The 26845-nt window shown below is 58.4% G+C and carries 22 protein-coding genes and 1 pseudogene; 11 read left to right on the plus strand and 12 right to left on the minus strand.

Features of this window, described 5'->3' with window-relative positions; translation table 11 throughout:
- Positions 1 to 125: 125 nt before the first annotated feature.
- Positions 126 to 968 (minus strand): shikimate dehydrogenase family protein, encoded by an 843-nt coding sequence (locus K1W69_RS06670; protein ID WP_220227512.1) that lies wholly within the window; start codon positions 966 to 968, stop codon positions 126 to 128.
- 92 nt (positions 969 to 1060) lie between these two features.
- Between K1W69_RS06670 and K1W69_RS06675 the strand changes: the two genes are divergently transcribed.
- Entirely contained in the window at positions 1061 to 1966 is a 906-nt protein-coding gene (locus K1W69_RS06675; protein WP_220227513.1) for a LysR family transcriptional regulator, read from the plus strand.
- 87 nt (positions 1967 to 2053) lie between these two features.
- On the plus strand, positions 2054 to 3220 hold the full coding sequence (locus K1W69_RS06680) for a chorismate-binding protein (RefSeq protein ID WP_220227514.1): 1167 nt from the start codon (positions 2054 to 2056) through the stop codon (positions 3218 to 3220).
- A gap of 35 nt (positions 3221 to 3255) precedes the next feature.
- On the opposite strand, the gene lexA is transcribed toward K1W69_RS06680, so the two are convergent.
- From lexA to K1W69_RS06715, 7 genes are all read right to left on the minus strand, one after another.
- Complete coding sequence (gene lexA, locus K1W69_RS06685) at positions 3256 to 3969, minus strand: transcriptional repressor LexA (protein ID WP_220227515.1); 714 nt, start codon at positions 3967 to 3969, stop codon at positions 3256 to 3258.
- Between the two features lie 148 nt (positions 3970 to 4117).
- A complete protein-coding gene (locus K1W69_RS06690) occupies positions 4118 to 4993 on the minus strand; it encodes a hypothetical protein (protein WP_220227516.1) in 876 nt (291 codons plus the stop codon).
- 45 nt (positions 4994 to 5038) lie between these two features.
- Positions 5039 to 6460: a glutamate decarboxylase gene (gene gad / locus K1W69_RS06695; RefSeq protein ID WP_220227517.1), complete on the minus strand. Its 1422-nt coding sequence runs from the start codon at positions 6458 to 6460 to the stop codon at positions 5039 to 5041.
- A 192-nt stretch (positions 6461 to 6652) separates the two neighbouring features.
- Complete coding sequence (locus K1W69_RS06700) at positions 6653 to 6943, minus strand: hypothetical protein (protein ID WP_220227518.1); 291 nt, start codon at positions 6941 to 6943, stop codon at positions 6653 to 6655.
- Between the two features lie 252 nt (positions 6944 to 7195).
- Entirely contained in the window at positions 7196 to 8221 is a 1026-nt protein-coding gene (locus tag K1W69_RS06705) for an HAD family hydrolase (RefSeq protein ID WP_220227519.1), read from the minus strand.
- Positions 8222 to 8299: 78 nt separating this feature from the next.
- Positions 8300 to 10900, minus strand: a complete 2601-nt coding sequence (locus K1W69_RS06710) for an arylsulfatase (protein WP_220227520.1) — start codon at positions 10898 to 10900, stop codon at positions 8300 to 8302.
- Complete coding sequence (locus K1W69_RS06715; protein WP_220227521.1) at positions 10897 to 11157, minus strand: hypothetical protein; 261 nt, start codon at positions 11155 to 11157, stop codon at positions 10897 to 10899. The genes K1W69_RS06710 and K1W69_RS06715 overlap by 4 nt, the downstream gene beginning before the upstream one ends.
- 180 nt (positions 11158 to 11337) lie before the next feature.
- Here K1W69_RS06715 and K1W69_RS06720 point away from each other — a divergent pair, with 180 nt between their 5' ends.
- The 4 genes from K1W69_RS06720 to K1W69_RS06735 all read left to right on the plus strand — a co-directional run bounded on the left by K1W69_RS06720 (position 11338) and on the right by K1W69_RS06735 (position 14807).
- Complete coding sequence (locus tag K1W69_RS06720; RefSeq protein ID WP_220227522.1) at positions 11338 to 12366, plus strand: AraC family transcriptional regulator; 1029 nt, start codon at positions 11338 to 11340, stop codon at positions 12364 to 12366.
- Between the two features lie 497 nt (positions 12367 to 12863).
- Positions 12864 to 13712 (plus strand): DUF2092 domain-containing protein, encoded by an 849-nt coding sequence (locus tag K1W69_RS06725; RefSeq protein WP_258570822.1) that lies wholly within the window; start codon positions 12864 to 12866, stop codon positions 13710 to 13712.
- Positions 13709 to 13921, plus strand: a complete 213-nt coding sequence (locus K1W69_RS06730; protein WP_220227523.1) for a hypothetical protein — start codon at positions 13709 to 13711, stop codon at positions 13919 to 13921. The genes K1W69_RS06725 and K1W69_RS06730 overlap by 4 nt, the downstream gene beginning before the upstream one ends.
- 82 nt (positions 13922 to 14003) lie before the next feature.
- Complete coding sequence (locus tag K1W69_RS06735; protein ID WP_220227524.1) at positions 14004 to 14807, plus strand: hypothetical protein; 804 nt, start codon at positions 14004 to 14006, stop codon at positions 14805 to 14807.
- On the opposite strand, the gene K1W69_RS06740 is transcribed toward K1W69_RS06735, so the two are convergent.
- Together K1W69_RS06740 and K1W69_RS26970 are read right to left on the minus strand one after the other, a co-directional pair.
- Positions 14797 to 15465 carry a deoxyguanosinetriphosphate triphosphohydrolase family protein gene (locus tag K1W69_RS06740; RefSeq protein WP_220227525.1) on the minus strand — a complete coding sequence of 223 codons (669 nt, stop codon included), beginning with the start codon at positions 15463 to 15465 and terminating at the stop codon, positions 14797 to 14799. The genes K1W69_RS06735 and K1W69_RS06740 overlap by 11 nt on opposite strands.
- 62 nt (positions 15466 to 15527) lie before the next feature.
- Positions 15528 to 15906 (minus strand): annotated as a pseudogene (locus K1W69_RS26970) (transposase); the annotation flags it as partial.
- Between the two features lie 219 nt (positions 15907 to 16125).
- On the opposite strand from K1W69_RS26970, the gene K1W69_RS06745 reads away from it, so the two are divergent.
- A complete protein-coding gene (locus K1W69_RS06745) occupies positions 16126 to 17637 on the plus strand; it encodes an EAL domain-containing protein (protein WP_258570923.1) in 1512 nt (503 codons plus the stop codon).
- Between the two features lie 209 nt (positions 17638 to 17846).
- On the opposite strand, the gene K1W69_RS06750 is transcribed toward K1W69_RS06745, so the two are convergent.
- On the minus strand, positions 17847 to 18467 hold the full coding sequence (locus K1W69_RS06750) for a glutathione S-transferase family protein (RefSeq protein WP_220227527.1): 621 nt from the start codon (positions 18465 to 18467) through the stop codon (positions 17847 to 17849).
- A 531-nt stretch (positions 18468 to 18998) separates the two neighbouring features.
- Positions 18999 to 19874: a LysR family transcriptional regulator gene (locus K1W69_RS06755; RefSeq protein ID WP_220227528.1), complete on the minus strand. Its 876-nt coding sequence runs from the start codon at positions 19872 to 19874 to the stop codon at positions 18999 to 19001.
- 89 nt (positions 19875 to 19963) lie between these two features.
- Between K1W69_RS06755 and K1W69_RS06760 the strand changes: the two genes are divergently transcribed.
- From K1W69_RS06760 to K1W69_RS06775, 4 genes are all read left to right on the plus strand, one after another.
- On the plus strand, positions 19964 to 21529 hold the full coding sequence (locus K1W69_RS06760) for a proton-conducting transporter transmembrane domain-containing protein (protein WP_220227529.1): 1566 nt from the start codon (positions 19964 to 19966) through the stop codon (positions 21527 to 21529).
- Between the two features lie 16 nt (positions 21530 to 21545).
- On the plus strand, positions 21546 to 23918 hold the full coding sequence (locus tag K1W69_RS06765) for a YbcC family protein (RefSeq protein WP_220227530.1): 2373 nt from the start codon (positions 21546 to 21548) through the stop codon (positions 23916 to 23918).
- A gap of 265 nt (positions 23919 to 24183) precedes the next feature.
- Entirely contained in the window at positions 24184 to 24615 is a 432-nt protein-coding gene (locus K1W69_RS06770; protein WP_220227531.1) for a hypothetical protein, read from the plus strand.
- 395 nt (positions 24616 to 25010) lie between these two features.
- Positions 25011 to 26771: a bifunctional helix-turn-helix transcriptional regulator/alpha/beta hydrolase gene (locus K1W69_RS06775; RefSeq protein WP_220227532.1), complete on the plus strand. Its 1761-nt coding sequence runs from the start codon at positions 25011 to 25013 to the stop codon at positions 26769 to 26771.
- The last annotated feature ends 74 nt before the right edge of the window (positions 26772 to 26845 follow it).

Raw genomic sequence — 26845 nt, forward strand, 5'->3', positions numbered from 1 at the left:
TCCTCCTCAGGAAAGCCCACGGTCTGTGCCGGGAGCCGTGGCGGGACTTTGGTTGACGCCGTTGTTATTTGGTAGGCAAGTCTGCTGTCAAAGCAATAGCCTCAAGCTATGGGCAGCTTAATCCATCACAATTGCATGTCGAAGCCCGTTCGGGAAGCCAGAAGTGCGAACTGACCCTGGGCCATGTCTTCGCCGGTCATGACTGGATTGCCGCGTGCACGGGCTGCCCGCAACCAGGCGGTCAAACTACCTGAGGAAACGATATCCGCAATGACGGCGCCCGGCGATATCGTCTCGAGAGGGCAAATTTGTGCGTCGTCGAGAAGTCCGACGGTGGTCGCGTTGACAATCAGATCATAGGATTCGAGCGCGTCTGGCTCGCCGCAGGATATCGACGCCCCGGTGTTGTCTGCAAGGAGTGACGCCAGTCGCCGCATGCGATTGTTATCGGTGTCGTAAAGCTGCAATCTCCTTGCCTTTGCGTTCGACAACGCGAGGGCGATCGCGGCTCCAGCCCCTCCGCAGCCAAAAATCAAAGCGGGGCCGGAGGCCGGGTCATGACCCTTCGACTGCATTGCCCGAACGAACCCGTCTCCATCGACATTGTCCCCGATCAGGCTTCCGTCCGCGTTTCGCGTCACGACGTTGACGGCTTGCAGCAATGCGGCTCTTTGCGTGGCGCTGTCGACCAGTTCAAGGCAGGCCTGCTTGTGCGGCGCCGTCACCACGGCGCCGTTGCAGTTGGTCCAGCCGCGCAGGAATCGGAAGAAGGCGCCGAGATCATCTGCAGGTATGTCCATGGGCGTCATCAAAGCAGCCATATTGTGATCTGCGAACCACCTGTTGAATATGGCCGGCGACTTTGCGTGGGCGATCGGCGAACCGATCATCGCCACAATCCGGGCCTTGCCCGTCAGCATGGCTGCGACGATTCGGTCATCCGCATGATTTTCGTGAGTGTTGTTCAATCTGCGCCTCTGAATGGAAAGATCTATTAAATTGCTGACCTGGTACAACCATGATAACTGTGCCGGCTCCCTGAGTGCAGACATGTGTAGCCATGCTTTCATTTCGTCAACTGGAAGTATTCCGATCCGTCATGGTGAGCGGTTCCATCAGCGCCGCTTCGCAACAGCTCAACATCGCGCAGCCGACGGTGAGCAACACCATCAAGCGGCTCGAGGACGTGCTTGGCGTTCGGCTCTTCCATCGCAACGCCGGCCGTCTCACGCCGACGCGCACAGCCCGTCAGATTTTCGAGATCGTCCAGCCTTCCATGACCGGCCTGGAGCAGCTGTCGAGCACTGTCTTCGAAATTGCGTCCGGTCAGTCCGTCACGTTGCGCATGGGCGTCTCGCCAAGCGTCTCACAGGCTCTCGGTCCAAAGGCGCTGGCCAAGCTTGCGCGCCGCAATCCAGGCGCCAAGTTGCGCATGGACACCTTGTCGCTGACCCAGATCAAGGACTATCTCTGGCTTGCCGAAGGCGATTGCGTCGTCACCATCTATCCGGTGAACGACGCCATGATCGTGTCCCAGAAAATCGCCGAGATATCGATGGCCTGCATGGTGCCGCGCGACCATCCGATGGCGAACAATGAAAGCGTGTACATCGACCAGCTTGCCGACGAACGCCTGATTTTCTTTCACCCCAACACGCCGCACGGTCGCTGGGTGAAGGACATGTTCGAGGAACGCGACATCAAGCCGAATATCACCATCGAGACCCGTTTTGCGGAGAGCGCCATATCTCTGATGTACGAGGATTTCGGCATCGCGATTGTCGACGAATTGACGGCGACCGGCGTCAAGGATCCCGACATCAAGCCCATTCCCTTCGCTGATGGGCCGCGGCTTCCTGTTCTCCTGCATCATCACAAGGACCATGGCGCACGGCGGGTCATCGAAACCATCCGGGAAAGCCTGACCGAGGCGGCGCGGGAAATCGGTCTGGAGTTTGTAACATAGCTTTACGCTATGCCGACTCGTTGATTTTGTGCTGGCGACTGGCCGGTCTTCAAGCAAGTTTCCTCCCGTCAAACGGAGATAATCGGAATGAAGATACCGGGAGGAGCCAGGAGCCTGCTATCGGCTGCTGCGGACACCGACTTGCCTTTCGCCCTGTGGCGCAGGCCGGATACGGTGCACTGGGAGGCGCTCGTCAGTTGCAATGGTATGACGAAACGGCCGGTGTTCGCGAAAACGCACAAACGGCCGTTCTTCGCAATCAACCGCGTCGATGTCGAAGACGCCAACTTTGCGGACGCAATCGAGGGCGATGTCCGGCTGGATAAGGACGGCGTGAAATTCTGGAACGGAGCCGCCTACGGCGACGATCCCGTTTCCGACCATCAGAAGAGTTTGCTGGAGCTTTCCGACGATCGGATGGACGTTCCCGTCCAGTCGCGGTCCAAAGTCGAGGGGCCGCTTGCGACCGATCGCCAGACCTATGAGTTACTGGTTGAACGCTGCGTTCAGCAGATCAAGGCGGGACGCATGCGCAAGCTCGTCACGTCGCGCGTGGAAAATCGCGCGCTGCCGCCGGAATATGATCTGCTCGATATGGCAGAACGGCTCGCCGCCAAGCTGCCGTCCGCATTCGTTGCGCTCGTTCACTTGCCTGAAACCGGTAGCTGGCTCGTAGGAACGCCGGAGATCTTGCTTTCGTCCACGCCGGACGGCGTTGACACTATGGCGCTTGCGGGCACGCAGTGGGTCGGGCCAGACCCGGATCTGAGAAACATCGGTTGGCCGGACGGTCTGATCGAGGAACAGGCGCTCGTCAGCAACTATATTCGGCGCGCATTCCTGGAACAGGGCATCGACGATTTCGAAGAGATCGGACCGCGCACGGTTTCGGCGGCCAATCTGGTGCATCTCAGAACGATTTTCCGCAGAAGCGCGGACGGCCTTGACGCCGATCGACTGGCGGGTCTGCTGCGCAGCCTGCACCCCACATCAGCTGTTTGCGGCATGCCGAAGCCGCCTGCAATTGAATTCCTGAAGCGGTTTGAGGGCTATGATCGCGGGTACTACACCGGATATCTCGGACCGGTGGACTGGGACGGCTCGACAAAGCTCTACGTAAACCTGCGCACCGCGCAAATTCTCGGGCAGGAAATCAGCCTCTATGTCGGGGGCGGAATTGTCGAGACATCAAACCCTGCCCGCGAATGGATTGAGACAGTCGAAAAGACAAAGACGGTCGGGTCGATTATTTGAGGAGGACGCGAGCAGGCGAAACTGCTCGCTTTTTCCTAATTGTAGGTGCGGATAAGCCCGACGAGCTTGCCCTGGATCTTGACCTGGTCCGGTCCGAAAATCCGCGTCTCATAAGCCGGATTGGCGGCTTCCAGCGCAATGGACGCGCCCTTGCGCCGAAAGCGCTTGAGCGTGGCTTCCTCGTCGTCGACGAGGGCGACGACGATCTCGCCGGGATTGGCCGTCGACGCATTCTTGATCACCACCGTGTCGCCGTCGAAGATGCCGGCCTCGATCATCGAGTCGCCCTTGACCTCGAGCGCATAGTGCTCGCCATTGCCGAGCATTTCCGGCGGAACGTTGATATTGTGTGTGTTGTTCTGAATGGCGGATATCGGCACGCCGGCTGCGATGCGGCCCATGACAGGCACGCTGACGGAGGAATTCGCCGCCTCCTTCGGCGCTTCCCGCACCGGCTTCGGCTGCGTCTTGCCAAGACTGCCTTCGATAACGCTCGGAGAGAAGCCCTTGCGCGGATGCAATCCCTGCGCCGCCATTTCCGGAAGCCTGATGACCTCCAGCGCTCTGGCGCGATTGGGCAGGCGGCGAATAAAGCCGCGTTCCTCGAGCGCCGTTATCAGGCGGTGGATGCCCGATTTCGACGCGAGATCAAGCGCGTCCTTCATTTCATCAAATGACGGCGGTATGCCGGATTCCTTCATCCGTTCGTGAATGAAAAGAAGCAGTTCGTGCTGCTTGCGCGTCAACATGCCCAATCCTCCGAATCGGCGAAACAAATACAGAACATACACTATATGTTCCATTTGTGTTCTGCAAGTGTATTGCGCAATTTGGTTAAGAATGGATTGAAGCGCTCTAGCAAAATCAAGCCGCGTCGTCAGGATTGCGTGCCTCTATCTACCCTTCGGACTCTGCCTGTTCCGGAATCAGCAGATAGGCGCCCAGCAGGAAACACATTGCGCCTCCTACGGTCCCGGTATTGGCCAGGAACGGTGCCAGCAGGTTGCCAGCGGGTACGACGAAACTCGCGATCGCGGAGACCATGAACAGGATCGATCCGAGCATGTTGGCGGCGACAATCCACCACGGCAATTGGCCGGGTCTGAAGGCGAACCAGCTATGAGCGTATTCCATTATCGCCAGTTGGCTCGCCGCCAGAAAGCAGATGCTGCCGATAATGTCTGGTCTCCAGACGAGCAGATTCTGCTCTCGCCATTCGAGCCCGGGTAGCAGCGCATCGCCGGTACTGCGATTGAACAGAAGCGTTCCGATCAGTTGGACAAGAGCGGCGAGATAGCCAAGGTTGCGCGGGCGCCAGCCGACGAACCGGCGCGGCGACCTTTTCGCGGTGATGTCGCCGTTCAGCACCTCGTAGAACTGCAGGTAGGCAGCCGTTGTAAAAAACAGCGATCCAACGAAAAAAATCGGATTGATTGCCGATGGTGCGATCCAGCGGAGCGCCGACATGTTCGGCCAGGCGGCGCAAAAGCCTCCCAACGCGAACAGCGCTGAACCGATCATGAACAGTGCGGCGATCCACCAGCCAAGCCTTTCCGGCGCCCATATTCTGGACCAGTCGTGGTGAACGTGACCGCATGCGTCGAGCGGTGAACGCGTTGCAGCAGGAATGTGGAGCGGCCTCAGGCGCTTCCGTAGACGCCTGGAGGTTTGCAGCTCGTGCCTTTCACCCGCATGGGACTCGATCCATGTCAAGAAAGGCCCGGGACCGTGTCCGGCAGTTGAAGGGTCGGCGATGCCGTACTGTTCGCTCAATTTACCTGTAGCTCGCCGGTTTTCCGGGAAGAGCGCATAGCTGGCTCAGTGGTGGAAGCCGCCAGCTTCGTCTTCGGTCAGCGCACTGCTGACGGGATGCGCGGCGAGATGCTCCAGGGCGCGATGCATGTCGTCAACAAGCAGCGAGGCGAGATCGCGGCTGATGCTGTGGCGCACCAGGATACGCTGTACCACCAGGTCCTGGCGGTTTGCGGGCATGGAATAAGCCGGCACCTGCCATCCGTAATTGCGCAACCGGTCGGCAAGATCATAGAGCGTATAGCCGACGGTTTCCGGATCCGCATCAAGCGACCACGAGACCGCCGGGATTCCAGCCTTCATGTCGCCGTCGACGATGATTTTGAAGGGACCCATTTTCCCGATCTCGTCGGCCAGATAACGGGCGGTATCGTAACAGGCAGTGTGAACCCGTGTGTAGCCCTCGCGGCCGAGCCGCAAGAAATTGTAATATTGGACAACGATCTGGCCCGCCGGACGCGAAAAATTGAGAGCAAAGGTCGGCATGTCGCCGCCCAGATAGTTGACGTCGAAGATCAGTTCCTCCGGTAGGTCGCTGGAATCATGCCAGACCACCCATCCCACACCCAGCGGCGAAAGGCCGAACTTGTGCCCCGACGCATTGATCGAGCGCACCCGCGGCAGGCGGAAGTCCCATTCGATTTCGGGCGCGCAGAAGGGCGCCAGAAATCCACCGGAGGCAGCATCGACATGGATCGGCACGTCGAGACCCGTCTTTTGCTGCAATGTGTCGAGAGCATCGCTGATCGCCTTCACCGGCTCATAACCGCAGGTGAAGGTGACGCCCATGGTCGGCACGACGAAAATAGTGTTCTCGTCGACCCGCTCGAGCATGGTCTCGGGATCCATCATCAGCCTGTCGCCCTCGAGCGGCACTTCGCGGATCTCGACATCGAAATAGCGGGCGAATTTGTGCCAGCAGATCTGGACGGGACCGCAGACCATGTTCGGCTTGTCGGCCGGCTTGCCTTCCGCTTCCCGCTTCTTGCGCCAGCGCCACTTGGCGGCGAGCCCGCCGAGCATCGCGGCTTCCGACGAGCCCGTTGTCGAACATCCGATCGTCTCGGCCGCTTCCGGCGCATTCCACAGATCCGCGAGCATATGGACGCACCGCCGCTCGATCTCCGCGGTCTGGGGATATTCATCCTTGTCGATCATGTTCTTGTCGGTACACACGCGCATGAGATCGAAGACTTCCTCTTCGGCCCATGTCTGGCAGAACGTCGCCAGGTTCTGGCGTGAATTGCCGTCGAGCATCAGTTCATCGCGCACCAGACCGGCGACGCGTTGCGGATTGTGCTGCTGCTCCGGAAAACGGTACTTCGGCAGCGCGACACCGCCCGCCGCCGCGAAAAGATCATCAAAAAGATGGTCGACCTGTTGTTTCCCCGTGTAGAGGATTTCCTTGTCCTTCGAGTGAAGCGGCATCACTTGTCTCCCGTTTTTTCATATTTATCTCTACCGCCCGTCGCGGCCTCGTTTTCGCGGCGTCCGAATCCAAAGAACAATTGTACGAAGTTGTCTCACCCGGTCGGTGGCGACCCGGGTCCGTCACTGATGGACCTGACAAGCGGGCAACACCAGTCGGCTGATTGTGGCAGGGCGCCAACTGCTGTCGACTTACCGTCCGCAGGTCGTAAGCGGTACGGATTCGACGTCTGAAACGCTTCCACCCGTCATTGTTATCTGTGCGCAGGTCTTGGTCTCTTCATTCCACCAGTTCGAGGTCACCCCTTCAAAGAATTCACGCCGATATCCTCTTTCACCAAGCTCCTTTTCCGCCTGCTCGGCCGGAACGCCGTTGAGGTCGGTGATGTCCGAAACATCGCCATAGGGTTGTGCGGTAAGTCCAGCCGATGCCCATGCCGACAATACAAGGGTTACTGGAATGATGTATTTGAGGTGTTTCACGGGATCTTCCTCCTTTTCGCCGTTGTTCAGACCTGGCTTCGAACCGTTCGCAAAGTTGAATTACATTCGTATTACAGCATAGTTTTAGTAAAACGCCGGAAGCATTTTGTCACATGGGCAGTAAGAAGTGGCTTCGCTCATTTGGAAAACGGCTCGATTTCGTTGATTCGCAGGCCCCAAAAGGAGACGCAAAATGCTCCAGCGGCGGTCAGTTTGGAGGCCTGATGCAGCTTGATCTTGCTTGCTCGTCTCTCAATCCTCGAAAGCGAAAATCCGCTTCCAGTCGTTTTTCATGCTGACGATGATCCATCCCTCTTTCTGACCCAGGTCGTACATCTCCTGCGAGAAGGTGCCGACCGGGCTGTCGGGCAGGCCCTGGGCCGGGCCATAGGCATATTCGCGCGCAGCATCGTCATGCAGGATCGCCACCGAGAGCCGCAGTCCGGGGCTGTTCTTGACGTATTGAAGCGCCTGCTGGTCGTCCGACGAGGAATTGCCGAACTGGGCGTAGGGAGTGCGACCATAGACCATGCGGAAGTTCTCGATCTTCCCGGCTTCAATATTATCGAGCGACAGCTTCGCTTCGCGGATCAGGACCGGCTTGCCGTCCACAATTTCGAACTTCAGGTCCTGTGCGCTGCCAGAGACCTGTTCAGGCGGGATTCCATAGAATTCCCGGCTGTAGGGGGCAACGACGCCGACACTGCCCCCCGTAGCGATAAAGGTCTTGTAGCCATTGGCCCGCAGGAAGGTCAGAACCTCCTGCATCGGCAGGTAGGTCAGGTCGATGTAGGGTCGGCGCCAGCGCGGATCGCGCGCCGTTTTCAGCCAGGCATTGATCTCCTCGCCGAGCGCGTCGGGCGTCATCCCGCTCAGGGTTACAACGAGCGCCTCGAAAAGTTCGCGCGCGTCGAGCGCTGCAATTCGCTTCTCGTCCTTCGAGAGAATCGCCGCGAAGGCGGGTTTGTCAGCCAGTTCCGGATGGGCCTTCACCAGATCCGGCGCCCGGTCGATGACGAACCGGAATTCGGTGTAGATCGGATGCTCGACCCAGAGCGTGCCGTCCTGGTCGAAGGCGGCAATACGATCTTCGGGCGGCACGAAATCCGCGCTGCCTTCGGCGGTGGTGCGGGTGACGAAGTCGAGAATCGCCTGCTTGGCCGCGCCGTCGTTCCAGGATGGCAGCGGGTCCGTCTGGGCGGTCACTGCCGTGACGGAAAGGCTGAGCGCCAGCAGGCCGGATGCGGCAAGGCGCACGATGAACTGGATCGGGAACATGGGTGAGATCCGTTATCTATCGGGTAATCGCGAGGGCCGGCGCAGCCAGCCCTCGCACTATGATTTGAATGCGGACGATCAGTCGCTCGCCTTCAGCATCGCCTCCTTCATTTTTGCGATGTCCGCCTCGCTGAGTTGCGGCCGATCGATCTTGATCGTCAGCTTGTCGAGCTTGGCGGTCAGCGGGAAGGGAGGCAAGTAGTCGGCATCGTTGACGCCGGTGATCGTGTCCGAACCGATGTCGAAGCTCTCGTCCCACTGCAGGATGATGGGGATCGTCTTCTCCATACGCTTTGAATCGACCACCACGCCGTCCACCTTGAAGGTTGTCTCCGCGGGCCGTCCGATGCCCGAGAAGTTGTTGTAGGCCATTGTGCCGACCCCCAGACCTTCATACTTCGACTCGAATTCGATGACATGCTTTCCGGGCGCGAGCGCCTCCTTGCCTTCCCACTTGATGCGATCAAGATCGAGCATGTTCCAGAGAAACACCGGCTTGCCCTCGAGCAGGTACATGCCATAGCCGGCGAAGCGACCGCCCGAGGTCACGATCATGCCTTCGGCGCCGCCCTCGGGCACGGTGATCTCCGCGGTAATGGTGAAGGAGGAGTTCAGCAGATAGGGCGCGTCTCCTTGCGGTACGCCGGTCATGACGGACGTGTAGACCAGTTCGTCACGTCCGGCGATAATGCTCGGTCGCGGCGCGGCAACCCGCGCCCCCACGGAGGCATCCAGCGGCAGCACCTGATACTTCTTGGCCTCCTCGAGGAACATGGCCCGCATTTCCTTCACCTTCTCGGGATGTTGCGCAGCGATATCTTCGGACTGGTTCCAACTGGTCGACAGGTCGTAGAGCTGGAATATCTGGTTGTTCAGCGGATCCGGGTTGGCCGGGGAGAAAGCGTCCCACGGTGTACGGTTGACCTTGGTGCTGAGAAGCCAGCCATCGTGGTAGAGCGCCCACTGGCCCATCATCTCGAAGTATTGCGTCGTATGCCGGGACGGCGCGTCGGCGTTGGCGGCGTCAAAGGTATAGGCATAGCTCGTGCCCTCGATCGGCGTCTGCTTGATGCCGTCCACGATTTCCGGTGCTGCGATCCCGGTAACTTCGAGGATCGTGGGGACATGGTCGATCACATGCATGAACTGATCACGCAGGCCTCCCTTGTCCTTGATGCCTTTCGGCCAGGTCACGACCATATTCTGGTTGACCCCACCAAGCCGCGACGCGTTCTGCTTGAACCAGTCGAACGGTGTGTCGAAGGCCCAGGACCACCCGGCCGACATGTGGTTGTAGGCGAACTCGGTACCCCAGGCATCATAGAATTTCATCTGCGTATCGACCGGCGGCCGTACGCCGTTGAAGAAAGCGACCTCGTTGAAGGTGCCTTCCGGGCCACCCTCGGCACTCGTGCCGTTATCGCCGTTCTGGTAGATAATGAGCGTGTTTTCGTAGCGCCCGAGATCCTTGAAGTGCTGGATCACCCGACCGATCTCGTGGTCGTTGTAGGCGACATAGGCTGCGAAGACTTCAACCTGGCGAATGTAGAGTTTTTTCGCCTCGTCGCTCAGCGTATCCCAGGGCGGCAGAATATCGTCGGGCCAAGGCGTCAGTTCCAGGTCCGGCGGGATCACGCCCATCTTCTGCTGGTTCTCGAAAATGCGCTCGCGCAGCTTCTCGTAACCGTCGTCGAAAAGATGCATTGCGTGGATCTTGTCCACCCACTCCTTGGTCGGGTGGTGCGGTGCATGAGACGAGCCCGGCACGTAATTGATGAAGAGTGGTTGCGAAGGATCGGTCTGGTGAATCCGGTCCATCCAGGCGATCGCGTCATCGGCCATCGCCGTAATCAGGTTCCACGAACTCTCTTTTCCCGTGACCGGCCAGATCTTGGCGTCCGGGTCGGAGCGATCCATCTTGAGGGTGCTCGGGAAGTCGTTGAACGGATAGATCTGCGTCGTGTTGCGGAAGAGGTTCGGCCCCCACTGGTTGGCGTCGCCGCCGACGAAGCCGTAGAAATAGTCGAAGCCCATGCCGGTCGGCCACTGGGTGAACGGCCCGGCCTGGCTCGCCTCATAGGTCGGCGTATTGTGGTCCTTGCCGAACCAGGACGTGGCATAGCCGTTGTCGCGCAGAATACGCCCGATCGTCGCGTTGTCGACACCGATCACACTGTCGTAGCCCGGAAAGCCCGTCGCCTGCTCGGAGATAACACCGAAGCCCACAGAATGATGGTTGCGGCCCGTGATCATCGCAGCGCGCGTTGGAGAGCAAAGGGATGTCGACATCATGCGGGTAAAGCGCAAGCCTTCTGCCGCGAGAGCATCCATCGAAGGTGTTGGAATAACGCCGCCGAAGGTGCTGGGAATGGCAAACCCCGCGTCGTCGGTCATGATCATCAGGATGTTCGGCGCCTCCTTCGGTGGCACAACCCGGGGCGGCCACCATGGTTTGGATTGCAGCGCGTCGTCCTTGATCACACCCTCGAATTTCGGAGCCGGGGGCGGCAGTTGATTGCCCGGAAGAGTTGTGGTGGCGTTTGGGGACCCCAGCGTACCGGTTGTCTGGACGACCGCTTCGTCCGACCCGGATTTCTCCTGGGCATAGGCGTGTCCCGACAGCAGCAGACACACGGCCAGCCCGACAGGGAGCGCTCGACAGTGCGATACTCGTTTCATTGCTTCTCTCCTACTTCAGCAATCGTTTCAACATCCGTTCCTTTTTCGGATGTCTTGGCATTGTTGGTTATGACCGACGTTGGTATTGGGCCGGCTGAACGGACTGGATGTTCGGCAAAGACGAATGAATTCACCCCTTGAGCGTCGGCTTGCCGTTCGCCAGCACAGAATCCGTGCTGGTCGTTTCGATCAAAGATTGCATTTTCTCGAAGCAAGCCCAGCCGCTCGTTTCCCCAAGCAACAGATACTTGAGACATGGCCGGTGATTGCAGGGGCTGGCATTTATGCAATAATATGCTCCTCCCTGGAAGAGAAAACCCCGATCGCGCAAGTGAAAGTTTGGTCAGGGCTGGGTTCAAACTCTTTGATCTTAAGCGTTTTAGCGAATTGACTATTTGCTATTTGCTTTTTTAGGACAATCTCGCAAAATACCTGGCATGGCTGCTTCATATCGCCAACGTGCCACCATTTTGATGGGTCTTCCGCCGCTTCTCGACGAGCTCGGTGTGCCACTGGACCGTGTCCTGGACGGCGCCGGGCTCTCCGCCGCCGATCTAAGCCCGGGCACGTTCCTGCCATATGCCCAATTTCTGGCGCTGCTCGACCGTGCCGCAGAGCTTTCCGGCTGCGATGATCTGGGAGTACGGCTCGCTCGGCGCTTGTCGCTTGCCGCACTTGGACCAGCGGGCCAGGTAATGCGCCATGCCGCCACGCTCGGCGAGGCACTGAACGACTACGTCCAGTTTCAGATCTGGAACTCCACCGGGGGGTCGGCCTATGTCTATCAGACACCGCAGGACGTAGCCTTTGGCTACGGGATCTATGATCCCGCCGGGTACGAAGCCCTGCAGATCCACGATTTGGTCTTGGGCGCCGGCTGCAGGCTCATTTTTCTCCTGACCGATCATCGTGTGAGACCGCTTGAACTCTGGTTGATGCGGCCGCCGTCCGCAGATCCCCGGCCACTTGCGACGTTTGCTGGCTGTCCTGTGTATTATGAGCGGGAACAAACCTGCATCTTCCTGCCGCCGGAAGCTTTGGAATTCCCTTTGAAAGACGCTGACAGCAGGGCGCACAATGAAGCGTTGTCAAGGCTCGCGTCGCTAACTGCAGCAGGGCCGTGGGGAAAGGCCGCCGCCGTGCGACACGCCCTTCGCACCTCGATTACGACCGGGCGGATTGTCATGCCGGAAATTTCAGGCAGGCTTGGCCAACACACACGCAGTCTGCGACGGGCGCTGGAAAAAGAGGGGACAACATTCGCTGCACTTCGGGAGGAAGTACGGTACACTGTCGCCCGCGAACTCCTGTCCTTGACTCCACTCCCGATGAGCGAAATTGCAAGCGCATTGGGCTTTTCAGGTTCCAGCACCTTCTCGCATTCATTTCGCCACTGGTCCGGAACCACACCTACCAACTGGCGCCGCAAGTATACCCGAAATTGTCACAGTGCCGTATCGGTGTAAGGGGATCGGATGGTCAGGATTGGTCGTGATTTGACCGGATGATCGACAATCTGAAACGGTGACATCCGACGGATCGCAAGCCAGTTCTCGGGGCGGCTCCATCGCCGAACAGGGAAAGCGACAGAGGCAGGTGTTGCTTGCGGGTCTTTCATGCTGACGCCACCGTTTCGGTGACAAACCGCTCCACCATCAAAAGCAGTGTATGGAAGCGCTCTTATATGCATTGTCGGGGTCAAGTGCGGCACAAGCGACTCCGCGCGCCGCGAGGCAGGCGGGTGCGTTTGCGAATTGCGCAAATCTGTCCTCAAAAAGCAAATTCATGCAAACACATTCCGCTAAGGAGTCTGAACGGCCGATCGGCCTTGACCCTGCCGTCTGTGGCTGGTGGCGCAAGGGTTCTGTTCAAACAAGGAATACAGTCTTGAGGAAAACCCATTGCCAGGCAAATGCTGCTGAATGCCGCGGTTGCCGCACTGCTAACTGCGCAGGAATACACGATGACAACGCAATTCACGCCGGGATCCGGTTGCCAGGAAGAGGAGACCAGTATGGTCAGCCGTAAACGCGACGAGTTCAGATTTTTGGTTCTTGTGGCTTTGAGCTTTTTCGTTCTGCCGTCATTTGTCGGCGCCGCTGCCGCCGACGAAAACGACGCCAGGAACCTGCTGAAGGCGATGTCCGACTATGTGGGGGCGCAACAGCGCGTCCATTTCGACTACAACGCCAACCTGGAGGTGGTCACATCTGACGGACAGAAGCTTGGCGTTGCAAGTTCCGGCACGGTCACACTCGAAAGACCGGATAAGCTCCGTGCAACAAGAAAGGGCGGTTTCGCCGATCTGGAGATGCTTTTCGACGGCACGACGGTCACGCTCTACGGTCGCGCCGCCAAGCTCTACACGCAGGTCCAGGCGCCCGGAACGATCGATCAACTGATCGATACGCTCAGGGACAAGTACAGCTTTGCCTTGCCGGCGGCGGACCTGTTGCTGTCGAATCCCTATGATGAACTGATGGCCGAGGTGACCGACATCAAAGACCTTGGAAGCGGGTTTATCGATGATGTCGAATGCGACCACCTCGCGTTCCGCACCAAGGACGTCGACTGGCAGATCTGGATCGCCCGGGGCCGGGATCCCTATCCGTGCCGATATGAAATTGCGTCAAAGAAAGTCTCCCAGGCGCCGCAGTACCGGATCGACGTGCGCAACTGGAAGACGGAAGGGCAGGTTCCCATGACCGGTTTCGAGTTCAAGCCCGGAGATGCAACGGAAGTCGATATCAAGACCATCCGTGCCCAGTTTGCAGACCTTCCGCCCAACTTCTCCAAAGGAGATTCGAAATGACCATCAGAAATAGCGTTGTCAAATATGCGCTTGCGGCCGCCCTTGGATATTCCGTACTGGCCGGTGGCTCCTGGATTGATGTTCAGGAATCCGCAAGTCTGGTGAGCGAGGCACAGGCCATCGTAGGACGGCCTCTGACGCCGGTCAGCTATGCCGGCGTTGCCCGACGCACGACGCGGCGTTGCATTTCGGGCGTGTATTATTGCTGAATTCAGCTTGATACACCGGAAGCGATCATTCGCTTCGCCAATGTCGATCGACGCCAAAACGCACCATATGTGAGGGGACACAATGATAAGACCAGGTGTACTGCAGATCGCTTCCTTGTTTTTTGCTGTCCAGATCTGCTTCGGCGCAGTGGAGGCAGCGGATCTCGTGGCGCCCGAGCCGCCGGTTGTTGAAGCGGTATCTGTCGAGTCGCCCTGGTCAGGGCAGCTTGCGATCTATGGCTGGCTGCCCTGGATGAGCGGCGACGCAGGTATCAACAGTCTTCCGCCGGTCAGCTTCTCTCTGGATCCGTCTGACATTCTCAATGCCCTCGACATGACGATACAGGCTACCGGAGACATCAGCTACGATCGCTTCGGGCTGTTTGGCGATATTGTCTACATGAAGATTTCAGGAAGCAACGCAACTTCTGTGGGCCCGCTTGTCGCAAGCGCCGATCTCGGGGTTGCCATGACTGTCGGGACACTGGCAGGCGCCTATGAATTCTACAAGGACGACACGACATCGCTCAAAGCGCTGGCAGGCGCCCGATACTGGTCGGTCGACACCACGCTTAGTTTGGCTCTGATCCCAATCGGAGCCACTTCCGGAAGCGAAACAATCTCATGGTGGGACCCGGTCGTCGGTCTGAGAGGACGAAAGCAGCTAACAGACAAGATCTATGTCACCGCAACGGGACTGATCGGCGGATTCGGTGTTGGATCCGAGTTCATGTGGGACGTCTTCGGCGGCATTGGCTACGAATTCAATGACCACTTGGCCATCACGGCAGGATGGCGCGGCATGGGGGTCGACTATTCCGACGGCGGCGACATCGTTGATATGACGAGCCAGGGTCCGCTGATAGGTGTTGGCTTCAGGTTCTGAACCTCCCGGTCGAGAAAACCGGTTGCCAAAAGATAGTGGAGCCAATACGGACGAAAGTCCCGCCGTGTTGTTCCTGGTAGTCCTGCGTGCGACCGCTATTCTTGCTGCCTTCGCATTCTGCGCTCTGTATGGCTTTGAGACCTTTGCCATCGACCCGAACACGGGTGACGGCGAACAGATCATCCCGACAGAAGAGGAAACTCCGCAGCAGGATTTGCGGCTCCGCGACGGGATGGGATCGAATACCGGATCTATGGCGTCCTGAACAAGGCATTGCTGCACTAATATGACGGCGCTTCTCGAACCTTTGACGAATTGCACGGCGGGAAATTCGGCGTAATCCGATGGCGTCTTCGAGGTCATGTAGGCCGTAGGCGATGTCGTCGGCCAGTTCCATGATAGACGTATCGAGAGATTTGAACTTGGTTTTCTTGTGCTTGTCTGGCCTGGGCTTAGGAAAAATCTCGCAAAATACAGGCCACTCCGGCAGACATTTTGCAATCCAGCCGAGAACTATGTCATCGTGTTCATCGCCCAGATAGCACTTCGGTGGCTTGAAACCGGATGAAACGAACATTGAACCCACGGGCAGCTGGATGTGATAGCGGTCCTTTTTTAGGTCGGATACACGCGCCGCTTCGACTGGATCGTCCCTCATCGGTTTGCCCCGACAACTCCCAATCTACGACTTGGCTGAATGGTGCGGGATACTTTTGCAACCCGAGGACCGCTCGACCGCGTCAGCCAGGCATGGAAACCGCTCCGCGAGACACCGAGCGCCTCGCACATCCAACTGACCCGCCAGATCCCCGTCCTTCGGACCCTCGCAATGAAGGCGAACATCACGCCTGATCCTTTGCAAAGTAGGCAGCGGCTTTTTTTGAATGTCTTGCTTGGCTTTCAGTTTTGCCACTTCGCGTCGAAGCCGCCGCATCTCGTCATCGGCCGGCGTTATCTGCCCCATGCCGGGAAACGCTCCAGCAGGATCGTGCCGGTATTGTTTGATCCAGCGCCGAAGCACCGTCGCATGGACATCAAGGTCACGGGTAGCCTGTGCCACGCTCACACCACGCACCGTTATCAAATGGACCGCTTCTATTTTGAACTCGCGGCTGAACTGTCGTCTCGTCGTCTCTGCTCTCCAATTGCAATAACACCTTACCTCGGTGTACTAAAAATTGGCAGCAGTTCAGTTCTCGATGGAAGTAAACACAATGATCATAGTATGGTATTCTATGGCCGTTACTACATTTCCCTCTGTCGCTGCTGCTCGAAGGTGGAATTAGTGGGCCGGCGTCGCGTCCTGGCGATGGCCGTGATGGGGGCGGTCCTCGCTTCAGCGGCGGCTTTCGTGTCGATCCTCTTCGTGTCTTGGCAACTGACCCTTCAGATCCAAAAGGCTCAGCTCGACCGCGACGCCATGACCGCATTGGCGCGTGTGGAAAGCATCTACGCTGACGCTGTGACAACCCTCCGGGAAATCGCATCCAATACAACCCGGCCTTGCTCACCGGCGAATATCCGCCAGATGGTTAAACTGACCGAAAGCTCGCGCTCCGTCATCAATATTGCCTACGGCGCGAATAACGTCGTTGAATGTAACACATGGGGACTTCTCAACTATGTGATTTCGAAGAACTCCTCGCAGGTTCGGCAATCAGACGGTATCGACGCCGTCTTCAACTGGAAGCCGCAGACTTTTGGTACCTATAGGTCACTGCTCATTCTAAGGCTGAACAACTATAGTGTGCTGGTGGATCAACAGGATCTGTTCAGCGATTGGGTCGGCTCCATGGCATCCAACATTTCCTCCATCCACGCCAACGACGGCACGCCGCTCCGGGCGAATTATAACGATGTGCCTCGTACATCAGAGACCGGCTTCAGCGAGGCGTCCTCTCGCAACGGTCCGAATGGTTGGTCCGTCACCGTACGCCAACCCCGAATCACCTTTCCGTCTTACTTGCGATCGGAGCCCGTAGTCTTTCTACCTCTCTTGATTGCAATCGCTCTGCTGTCCGGATCGATGGCCTGGTTTTGGCTGCGGTGGCGCCTCTCGTTGCGCTACGAACTCGCGGCGGCGGTTCGAAAAGGCGCGTTTATTGCGCATTACCAGCCGATCATCGATCTCACGACCTGGCGTTGCGACGCAGCGGAGGCGCTTGCCCGATGGCAACGCTCAGATGGCTCCCATGTGCCACCGGACGTGTTCGTCCCTCTGGCCGAATCCTTCGGCTTGATGGAAAGGATCACGGACCAGATCGTCGCAGCGGTGATGAGGGATCTAGGCGACTGGCTGAGACAGGACCCGAACGCACTCATCGGCATCAATCTCAGCGCGGCCGATCTGAGTACCGGACGGATCCTGCCCGTGCTTGATCGCGCATTGAGCCGCTCCGGCGTCAACCCGCGACAGATCTGGCTTGAGGTGACCGAGCACGGGATGATCGACATCACGGGTGCGCAAATCACGCTCGCGGAGCTGCACCGACGCGGCCACCTGATTGCGATCGACGATTTCGGGACCGGCTACTCCGGCCTTAGCTATCTTCAGCAATTGCAGATCGACGCGCTGAAGATCGATCGTTCGTTCGTCAAAGTCATCGGCACCGAAGCGCCGACACGCAATGTGACACAACAGATCATCGCCATGGCGCGCGAACTCAACTTGAAGATCGTCGCCGAAGGTGTGGAGACCGAAGAGCAAGCGGCCTACCTGCGAAGCAACGGCGTCGAATTTGCTCAAGGCTGGCTTTTCTCCGCAGCTCTGCCCGCGTCGGACTTTCTCGCATTTCGCTCATCTTGGCCTGGCCCTCAGTCTGCCAGCTAGTTTAAAGGTCGGCATGGCGGTCGGAACTACGGCTGGCCCAAAACACTAACCACTCGACCTGGCAGACGGTGCGAAGGCCATCACGTCCGGAATTTCCTTGGAATGGATGTCTGCTCCGAGCTGCGCAATCACTTGGCCATTCGAGCCACAGGCAACGACCCGATTTTCAATTCCGGTTCTCACACGCCACCGCACCGCGTCTGCTGTCCTTACGCATATTTATAAGGCCCGCTTTTTTCCAGCGCCGCCTTGTAGGCGGGGCGCTCATGCATGGTTTTAACATGCTTGGCAAGTTTGGGATGTATCTCGCCAAAGCCCTGCGCGATCGCGATTTCGGCGGGAAAGCTCATCATGATGTCGACGGCCGACAGATCATCCAGCACGAAATGGCCTGACGGGCGCAAACACTGATCCATATAGGCGAAATGGTTTTTCAGCTCACTGCGTATCCGCGGTTGCAACGGTGCGGCGGCCTCTCCCAATTTGCTGGTGTAAAGCGCCAGCAGGATCGGGATCATGGCGGAGCCTTCAGCGAAATGCATCAGCTCCATATGGCTTATATAGGCGTCGCTATCGGTGTCAGGAATCATATGCGGCCCGTATCTTGCGCAGATATATTCAACTACTGCCGCCGATTCCGCAACGAGGCGGCCATTCTCTTCGATCACAGGTGATTTGCCCAGCGGATGTATCTTCAGCAATTCGGGCGGGGCCAGACCGGTCTTGGCATCGCGCTCGTAGTATTTGATCTCGTAGGGCGCTTCCAGTTCTTCCAACAGCCACAAAATGCGCTGTGAACGGGAATTGTTGAGATGGTGGAGCATCAGCATTTGCGATTCCATTCGGGGAGAGGGCGAGGGCGCCTGTAAGGCGGCCGGCGTTTGTGTCGATCGCGACGACTGTATTTGCCTGCAACCGGGTCTGTGAAGCATTTCGGGCTTGCGCGCAAGCAATTGCGCCTGAACCGGCAAGGATAAAGCACGGGCTGATGACCTACGGGGCGATCTCGCCCAATGGCAGAGGTAGGGACGATGCTGTAGTTGCCGGGCTTCGCAGCGTTATCTGTATTTGACGGTGCGCATTGCGGTTCCTGGTTCAAAATGCAGCGAAGGTCCGCTCCGGGTCATTTGCCCCGTTCTGCCATTGAAATCCTGCTCTGATCGCGCGAACGGGCATACGCTCAACGTGCGAGGCAAGGCCGAGAACACACAACCGGTGGATCTCGAAAGCACCGAAACATTCGGTGTGCGAGCATGGAAACGACTGCTTTCACCGTCGTGTGCTCAAAAGCCTGGTCAGCCATCCAGGACTTTTTTCGATACATGTCCTTCTCGATGTTCATTATTCCACCTTATCGCCTGTCATTCCGCGGGCAGCACTTCATGAACAAGAGGGTTCGGAAATTTCCGACTGATCGTGACGGCCGCGAAGACCTCCCGGACATCGTCAAGACGGGCGTATTCTTTCAGTTGTCCAGCCTCCAGTTCGTCCTGAACAACGATGGGCGGTATGACTGCGACCCCGGCATCGGCGCGCGCCAGCAAGCGCAGCATTGCCATGTCATCGGCTTCCGCTGCAATACGGGGAACGATGACGAGCCGTTCGAGAAGGGCGTCGAACCCGGCGCGAAGCGATGTCTCCGGGGTCGGCAGTACGAGCGGTTCCGACGCCAGAATGCTGGCGACACTGGCTTCCCCACCTGATATTCTGTCCGGCGAGCCGACGAGACTGACCGGTTGATCGGCCAGCGTGTGCACGAGATAGGCGCTGGAGGCGTCCCTTGCTGGGATGAGATTGGTCAATACGATGTCAAGAGATTGCGCCTCGAGGGCGCGGAGGAGCAACTCCTGCGTTCCCGACCTCAAGACCACCTCAACGTCATCGCGCCCGATAAGGGGATCGAGAAACGCGATCTGGAAATTCCTCGACAGGGTGGCAAGCGCACCGATTCTCAGAACACGGCGCTTCGCTTCTGCGCGTTTCAGGGTCGCTGTCAGGTTCTCCGCAGCCCGGAAGATCTCGTCAGCGTGATCGAGAGCGATCCGGCCAGCTTCTGACAAAACAAGGTTCCGCCCGCGTCGTTCGAAAAGATCGTGACCAAGGGCGGCTTCCAACGACTTGATCTGCGTGGATACAGCTGATTGCGAAATGTTGAGCGCCCGCGCGGCTCCGGTCAGTGTTCCGTCTCTTGCCACGGCGCGAAACAGGCGCAGGTGATGAAGGTTGGGTATCGACATAGTTCTATTTTATAGAATGAATTTTGATAGAATATGAATTTTTATTCAAGTGCGCCTTGGCATAACTACAGTCCAACCTGTGTTGGAGAATGTTCATGGAGTTTTCGCTTTCGTTCCTCGCCCCTTGTGTTCTGTCGGTGCTCGCGATCCATGCATGGCGACAGCCAGGCTGCAGGCCGAAGGGTTTGCCGCATCTCGCGGAATACGCAGCGCTTGCAGCTCTTGGTGTCGCCGCACTCGGTCTCGTCCAGGTCGCGGTCGTCGGGACCGCGGTGCTTTCTTTTATTGAAGCCCCCGCATCCCGAGCGCTAAATGCCAATCTCGTGACTTCCGCTCTGGTGCTGCTCGTTGCTTTCATCGGCTGGGTCGTGGTTCGCTACAGTCGCACCTATCTCGACGGCGAAGCGCAGGAGGGTCGGTTCCACGCACTTATGCTCGCTACGCTGGCGGCAGTGCTGCTCTTCGTACAGTCCGGCAATCTGGGGATGCTGATCCTTTCTTCGGCGCTGATCGGTTTTTGTCTCAAACGCCTTCTTCTGTTCTATCGGGAACGTCCCGAAGCCCGTCGGGCGGCCACCAAATTCGCTTTGGTCTGGCACGGCGCGGACGCCGCTTTGGTCATTGCGGCTTTGCTGCTGGTCGCAAACTACGGAACCGGCAATCTCGGAGAGATCGCAACGGTTGCTTCCAAAATTGGCCTGACCTGGTCCTCATCGCTTGGGATCGCCCTCATCGTTTTCGCTGCAGCGCTGAAAACAGCGGCTTTTCCGATGCATGGATGGTTGACCGAAGTCATGGAAGCGCCAACGCCCGTCTCGGCGTTGCTTCATGCCGGCATTATCAATTCGGGCGGTATCCTCCTGATCTTGCTCGCAGGCCTTGTGCAACTCAGCCCCGGCGTCATGGCGGCGCTGGTGATGATCGGCGGTTTCACCGCGATCTTCGGTGCGGCTGTGATGCTGACACAAAGTGCAGTGAAGACATCGCTCGCCTGGTCCACCGTGTCCCAGATGGGCTTCCTGCTGCTGCAATGCGGGCTCGGTCTTTGGGCGCTTGCGCTCCTGCACATCGTTGCGCATTCGCTCTACAAGGCACACGCTTTCCTCTCGTCAGGCGGCGCCGTACAGGCCGTGGCGAGCTTGCGCCGCCCTGGACCGATCGCGGTCCCGAGCTTCGCGGCGGTGCTCAAATCCTTCGCTCTTGCGCTTGTGTTGTATGCGCTGATCGCCACCGCCTTTTCGGTTTTGCTGGGACCGAAGACGGCGCAGGCGCTGGCCCTCGGGGCGATACTGATCTTCGGTGTTGCCTACCTCGTCGCGCAGGGTCTAGCCGATCTGGCGCCGGCCGAACTGACAAAGCGCACGGCGTTGTTGTCGCTGGGTGCGGCAATAGCCTACTTCGCCTTCCAGGCCGGAGCGCAGGCCTTCTGGGGGCCGGCCCTGCCGCTGGCGCCCACTCCCGGTCCTCTTGAATGGGCGCTCATTGTGCTCGCGGTCGCTTCGTTCGGTCTTGTTGCCTTCGCGCAGGCGCTATTCCCGCTCTGGGCGCACCATCCCTCAACCGCCGGGCTCCGTGTCCACCTCGCAAATGGCTTTTACATGAACGCCCTGCTTGACCGCGCCATTGGCGGGTTCCGCAGCGAAAAGGCGTACTGAAACACCGGAGACCGACATGTTTCTGAATCATTCGCACATCGCGCCTGTATCACCGATACTGAAAGCAGCCGAAGATGCTGCGCGGCGCATTCCGCCCGCGTTTCCTCTAGAGGCAACCGTTGCTGTTAATCCGTTTCTTGGACAGACGGGCGAAGACCTCGCGACCGCCTCGGCGCGTCTGCAAAGGGTCGCAGGTGTTCGCGCAACCCAGCCTGTCGCTGCCTATGCCGCAATGCTTGAAAACGGGAGCTTGGCGGACGCCGACCTGGACGCGGCTGTTTTGTCGGCAAAATCGCGGTTAAAGCCCAAAGATGTCGCCGCGCTGAAGGCGGCCTTGGGCAAGGATGACGCCCAAGAACCGGTGGCGCTGCCGACGGTGGCTAACCTCGCCGCCGAATTCACGGGTGTGGACTGGCCTTCGATCATCGAAAAGACCTTTGGCGTTTGGGCAGCGGGACAGTTCGACCGGGGCCAGGCACTCTGGTCACCGACGCCGGGCGCGGACGCCTTCGCCTCCTGGCGCGTTTGGGCCACGCACGACCTGACGCCCGAAATCGCCGGCCTTTCCGGCTTCTGCGCCCATGTGACGGCGGCCCCGGACATGGCGGACCGCGCAATTCTCAGGGCGGCAGAAGCCCTCGGTCTCAACGACCACGCAGCCGAGACCGCATTCCATCGTCTCTACATGGACCTCGGCGGTTGGTCCCAGCATGCGCGCTGGATTCTATGGCAACAGGAACTCGCCGGGGAGACGGACAGGACGCTCGCCGATCTGCTTGCGATCCGGCTGGTCTGGGAGGAAGCGCTTCTCGCGCATGTGCCGGAGATCGGGGGAAAATGGGCTGAAACCGTTGAGGCGCATAGCGCGCCTTTGGAACCCTCGGAACAGGACGTCGCCCTGGCGATCGTTCAGGAGGCGTCCGAGCGGGCGCATCAACGCAGGCTCATCGCGATACTGGACGGAAAGACCGCGACTAACGGGCGCCCCGCGCTCCAGGCGGCCTTCTGCATCGACGTCCGGTCCGAGGTGTTTCGACGAGCGCTTGAAGGCGTCGATCCGACGATCGAGACGATCGGCTTTGCGGGCTTCTTCGGTCTGCCGCTGGCGCACAAGGCACACGGCTCGGATGTCGTCGAGGCACATCTGCCGGTGCTTCTGAACCCGGCCCTCGAATCCGCGAGCCACGCCGATCCGAAGGGCGAACAGGACACCCGGATCGCGGCACGCGCTGCCCGGGCCTGGGGCCGCTTCCGTCAGGCCGCCGTGTCGTCGTTTGCTTTCGTTGAGGCAGCAGGACCGTTATATGCCGGAAAGCTCGTGCGCGATGCCCTTGGGCTGGGGGACAAAGCGACAAAGTCCGCCCCGGCGCCCCGGGTTGCCGGCGGTCTCGATGCAAAGGCAAAAGCGGATACTGCGGAAGCGGTTCTTCGCGCCATGAGCCTGACGACCGGCCATGGCAAGATCGTTCTGCTTTCGGGGCACGGCGCCAGTGTGACCAACAACCCGCACAAGAGCGCCTATCACTGCGGTGCGTGCGGTGGCTACACGGGCGAGGTCTCGGTAAGGCTTTTGGCCATGCTGCTGAATGATCCAGAAACCAGAAGAGGTCTGGCCGGGCGCGGCGTCAGCGTCCCGGACGATACGCTCTTCATCGCCGGCCTTCACGACACCACGACGGACGAAATCACGATCTACGACGACGGATTGCCCTCTGGCCGTGGCGACGACATCCGCCGAATGAAGGGCTGGTTGAAGCAGGCCGGGCGGATTGCGCGGGCCGAACGTGTCGCCGCCTTGCCCGGAGCTACTTCGACAACCATCGCCGATCGTGCGCTCAACTGGGCTGAGGTCCGCCCTGAATGGGGGCTGGCCGGATGCGCGGCCTTTATCGCGGCGCCGCGTGCCGGGACCGCGGGAAAGCACCTCGGGGGCCGTGCCTTTCTGCACAGCTATGACTGGCAGTTGGATGACGGCTTTGGCACACTGGAACTGATCATCACAGCGCCCGTCGTCGTGGCAAGCTGGATCAACCTCCAGTATTATGGGTCGTCCGTGACACCCAACATATTCGGGGGCGGTAACAAGCTCATCCATAACGTCGTTGGCGGCATTGGTGTGATCGAGGGCAACTCGGGTCGCCTGAGGCCGGGATTGCCATGGCAGGCCGTTCACGATGGTGAAAGGCTGATGCACGAACCGCTACGCCTATCCGTCATGATCGAGGCGCCATGCGAGGCGATCAGCGGCGTTCTCGGGCGTCATCCGGAGGTCCGTGATCTCTTTGACAACGGCTGGCTCCACCTTTTCACGTTGAAGGACGGCAAAGTCGATGCCCGATATCGCCCCGGACTTGTCTGGGCGGACGCGACGCAAGACCTTGCAGCGTAGTGCTCCCGAAACGAGCAGTATTTGCTACGATGCACGGCGAGGAGGCGGTGTTTTGATCAGGGGCGAAAGGATAGTCCTTCGAGAACCAAGTCCTTGGATTGATGACCGTCATACGAGACAAAGCTGGATTTGGCATTCCGGGAAAGGGAAGGCATGACGTTGACACATTCTTTTTTTCCTGTGTTCAGGCAAAAAATGTTTACTAATTTTCCGACGATGGCCAGCTTTGGTTCGGTGCGCCGGAAAGGCAGGGTAGGGGGATTTGATGTCGAAGACGCTTGACGCATTCATCCTGAAGGGTCTGCTTGTCGTCTCCGCCGGATTGCTGTGCTGGGGGGCCTTGGGACTTTTGGAATATGTGATTCCCGGTTTGACCATGGGTCTTCAAAACAACAATTTTCCAGCCGGCCTTCAGTTCATACACTTCTTCGCGCTTGTTCTGACCGGATTGTTTTTCGTTCTGGGCTATCTGCGTCGTTGGCCTGTAACGGTGCATGCCTCGATCACAATGTACGCCGTACTTGCGACCATCTGCTTTGTTGAGACGATAGATTTTGGCGCCTTCGGTGGCGGAGCCCGTGGCGTGATTATCATGCTAACTGAGTTTGCCCTTTACGTGGCGCTATCGATTTATCTGCAAAGGTCAGCGGCGGTTTATCATCACTTCGAGAGCGACGGGCAACGGCGCATTGTGTAGACGGTTCATGAAGTCTACTGCGGCTCCGGGCGGACTTTGCCTGAGAAACCTCCGGGTGCCGGAAAGCGGAGGGACCTTGCCACCGATCAATTCCCGTCGATCTCACCAGTCGGTGTCGAGGCGTTCCTTCGGCGGTCGCAGTGACCGGTGGTTGCTGGCCGTCGAACCCGGTCCAACTGGCGTGTCCTGTCCCACACCTGCCCGTTTCAGACACCCACATCAATGCCTACGACAGGCTGATAACAGGGAGTTCTTCGGGAGCACATCACAACTGAAAAGTGCTATGTAACAAACGCGGACATCAGAGGGAGCAGGTCTTGTAGTCCGCGCACGGAAACTTGACGTGGCGCCAGCATAAAGGTTCAACAAGTCGTTCTTGCCGGAGAAACGTACCTATGGACAAAAGGGCCGAGCTTTCTTCTCTCGCGCACTCGCCACCAAGCGAGGCTGAGCTTGTTCATATGCTTTATGACGCGGTCATGGACAATTCGCTTTGGCCGGAAATGATCTCGGAACTGATGGAGTATATCGAGAGGGCGCGCGCGAGTTCGCTTGATACGGACGGTCATCAATTCGAAGGGTTGGTTAAGCATTTTCAGCGGGCGATGAAGTTGAGTGAAAGCTTCGTCGAATTGCAGGAAAAGCACTCCACGCTTGACGGCGTCATGAATGCCCTGGCGCTGGGTGTGAGTGTTTACGATCATGCTGGTAAACGGATTTATGCCAATGCTGCAGCCCAACAGGGTGTTTTGGGCGAGTCGTCGCTGATACAATTGCGAAGAAGCGCAGAAACGCGGCAGGCAGAGCCCATCGGACAGGAACTCTTGCCGGTCTTGCTCAATATCGCCGGACAGGAAATTGCACTAGTCTCAGCCTCTGCGGTTCAGCCGCGTATGTTGCCCGCAAATGTCGCCTATGTTGCGCTCGCCTTGCCGGAAAGCCCGACTTATACGCTGGAGACCATACAGCGGCGTTTTTATCTTTCCAGCTCTGAAATGAAGCTTCTGGAAGCTTTCTATGAACGGCGCAATCTGCGGGAGGCGGCAGGTGATTGCGGACTGACATACGAGAGTGCCCGGACCTATCTCAAACGCATCTACTCAAAAACTGGCGTGAATGATCAGGCCAGGTTGATGGCGCTTTTTGATGTGAACCCCGTGTCGCTGATTAGTGGCGATGTTCAGGTCAGAGCACCGCAAATCGACGTGCGCAATACGCTTACCTTGAAGGATGGCCGGCTGCTCGAATATTTCGCTCTCGGTCCGGAAGATGGTCATACAGTGCTGCATTTCGACGCCCTCACCGGCGTGACAGTCGATCTTATAGGCACCCCTCAAGTTTATGATGAAATGCTGCGGGATCTTGGGTTGCGTATCATAGTTCCATGCCGCCCGGGCACGTTCCGCAGCGATTTCAAACGGCTTTCGGGTTTAACGGGCTTTACGCCTGACATCTTGGAGCTTCTGGATCGTTTTGGCGCTGACAAGGCCACACTATTGTCGCAGGCATTTGGCTCGTGTTCGGCGCTCGCATTTGCCGCATCAGCGCCGGACAGGGTCGAGCGTGTTGTGTTGTGCGCACCCAGCTATCCGCGTCATGAACCTGCCAATTGGCGCAGCAAGGATGTCTTCTATATCATCAGTGGTGTCATTGGCCGTCGCGCTCCAGCGCTGATGAAAGCGATTATTCCCTATCTCATGCGTTCCGTCACGCAGAATACCAGCAAGTATCTTGAACGGCATATCGCGCGTTCCAATTGCGCCGCGGACATCGCGGTTCTGTCCAGCCCGACGCTGCAGGAGCGGATCCCGGAAATGCTTGCTCTTCGTTCAATGAATGGAACAGACGGGCTGGTGCAGGAGAATTTCCTCAATACGCACGGCTGGGATTTTGATCTCGGCGCAATTGCAGCGCCGGTCCATATTCTGCAGGGTGCATTGGATAATGTTTCCGATCCCGTAGGCAGCGTCAAGCTCGCTGGCGCTCTGCCCAATGCGCAGCTGCATCTGTTTTCCGAGCTGGGTCAGTATTTGTTATTCAGCGAATGGCCGTGGATTTTCGAGCTTTGTGCTGGTGGTACGCCGGCGGAGCTTTCAACCGCCAGTGAAGTCCCTTCGCAGCATCTTGATGAAAGGGTCTCCAACACCGCAGTGTAGGCGGTGGTCTGGATGCAGCTTTGCAAAAATTTTGATCCGGCGTCCTCGGATGTCCCCAATTGGGAATATCGATA

Source organism: Flavimaribacter sediminis (genome assembly GCF_019492055.1).
In the GTDB taxonomy this organism is placed as follows: domain Bacteria; phylum Pseudomonadota; class Alphaproteobacteria; order Rhizobiales; family Rhizobiaceae; genus Flavimaribacter; species Flavimaribacter sediminis.

What these genes read in the sequence shown, in the direction of transcription:
- K1W69_RS06675 (WP_220227513.1), top strand. Translation starts at nt 1,061, where the DNA reads ATGCTTTCATTTCGTCAACTGGAAGTATTCCGATCCGTCATGGTGAGC.
- K1W69_RS06680 (WP_220227514.1), top strand. Translation starts at nt 2,054, where the DNA reads ATGAAGATACCGGGAGGAGCCAGGAGCCTGCTATCGGCTGCTGCGGAC.
- lexA (WP_220227515.1), bottom strand. Translation starts at nt 3,969, where the DNA reads ATGTTGACGCGCAAGCAGCACGAACTGCTTCTTTTCATTCACGAACGG.
- gad (WP_220227517.1), bottom strand. Translation starts at nt 6,460, where the DNA reads ATGCCGCTTCACTCGAAGGACAAGGAAATCCTCTACACGGGGAAACAA.
- K1W69_RS06705 (WP_220227519.1), bottom strand. Translation starts at nt 8,221, where the DNA reads ATGTTCCCGATCCAGTTCATCGTGCGCCTTGCCGCATCCGGCCTGCTG.
- K1W69_RS06710 (WP_220227520.1), bottom strand. Translation starts at nt 10,900, where the DNA reads ATGAAACGAGTATCGCACTGTCGAGCGCTCCCTGTCGGGCTGGCCGTG.
- K1W69_RS06715 (WP_220227521.1), bottom strand. Translation starts at nt 11,157, where the DNA reads ATGTCTCAAGTATCTGTTGCTTGGGGAAACGAGCGGCTGGGCTTGCTT.
- K1W69_RS06720 (WP_220227522.1), top strand. Translation starts at nt 11,338, where the DNA reads ATGGCTGCTTCATATCGCCAACGTGCCACCATTTTGATGGGTCTTCCG.
- K1W69_RS06725 (WP_258570822.1), top strand. Translation starts at nt 12,864, where the DNA reads ATGACAACGCAATTCACGCCGGGATCCGGTTGCCAGGAAGAGGAGACC.
- K1W69_RS06730 (WP_220227523.1), top strand. Translation starts at nt 13,709, where the DNA reads ATGACCATCAGAAATAGCGTTGTCAAATATGCGCTTGCGGCCGCCCTT.
- K1W69_RS06735 (WP_220227524.1), top strand. Translation starts at nt 14,004, where the DNA reads ATGATAAGACCAGGTGTACTGCAGATCGCTTCCTTGTTTTTTGCTGTC.
- K1W69_RS06740 (WP_220227525.1), bottom strand. Translation starts at nt 15,465, where the DNA reads ATGAGGGACGATCCAGTCGAAGCGGCGCGTGTATCCGACCTAAAAAAG.
- K1W69_RS06745 (WP_258570923.1), top strand. Translation starts at nt 16,126, where the DNA reads ATGGGGGCGGTCCTCGCTTCAGCGGCGGCTTTCGTGTCGATCCTCTTC.
- K1W69_RS06750 (WP_220227527.1), bottom strand. Translation starts at nt 18,467, where the DNA reads ATGCTGATGCTCCACCATCTCAACAATTCCCGTTCACAGCGCATTTTG.
- K1W69_RS06755 (WP_220227528.1), bottom strand. Translation starts at nt 19,874, where the DNA reads ATGTCGATACCCAACCTTCATCACCTGCGCCTGTTTCGCGCCGTGGCA.
- K1W69_RS06760 (WP_220227529.1), top strand. Translation starts at nt 19,964, where the DNA reads ATGTTCATGGAGTTTTCGCTTTCGTTCCTCGCCCCTTGTGTTCTGTCG.
- K1W69_RS06765 (WP_220227530.1), top strand. Translation starts at nt 21,546, where the DNA reads ATGTTTCTGAATCATTCGCACATCGCGCCTGTATCACCGATACTGAAA.
- K1W69_RS06770 (WP_220227531.1), top strand. Translation starts at nt 24,184, where the DNA reads ATGTCGAAGACGCTTGACGCATTCATCCTGAAGGGTCTGCTTGTCGTC.
- K1W69_RS06775 (WP_220227532.1), top strand. Translation starts at nt 25,011, where the DNA reads ATGGACAAAAGGGCCGAGCTTTCTTCTCTCGCGCACTCGCCACCAAGC.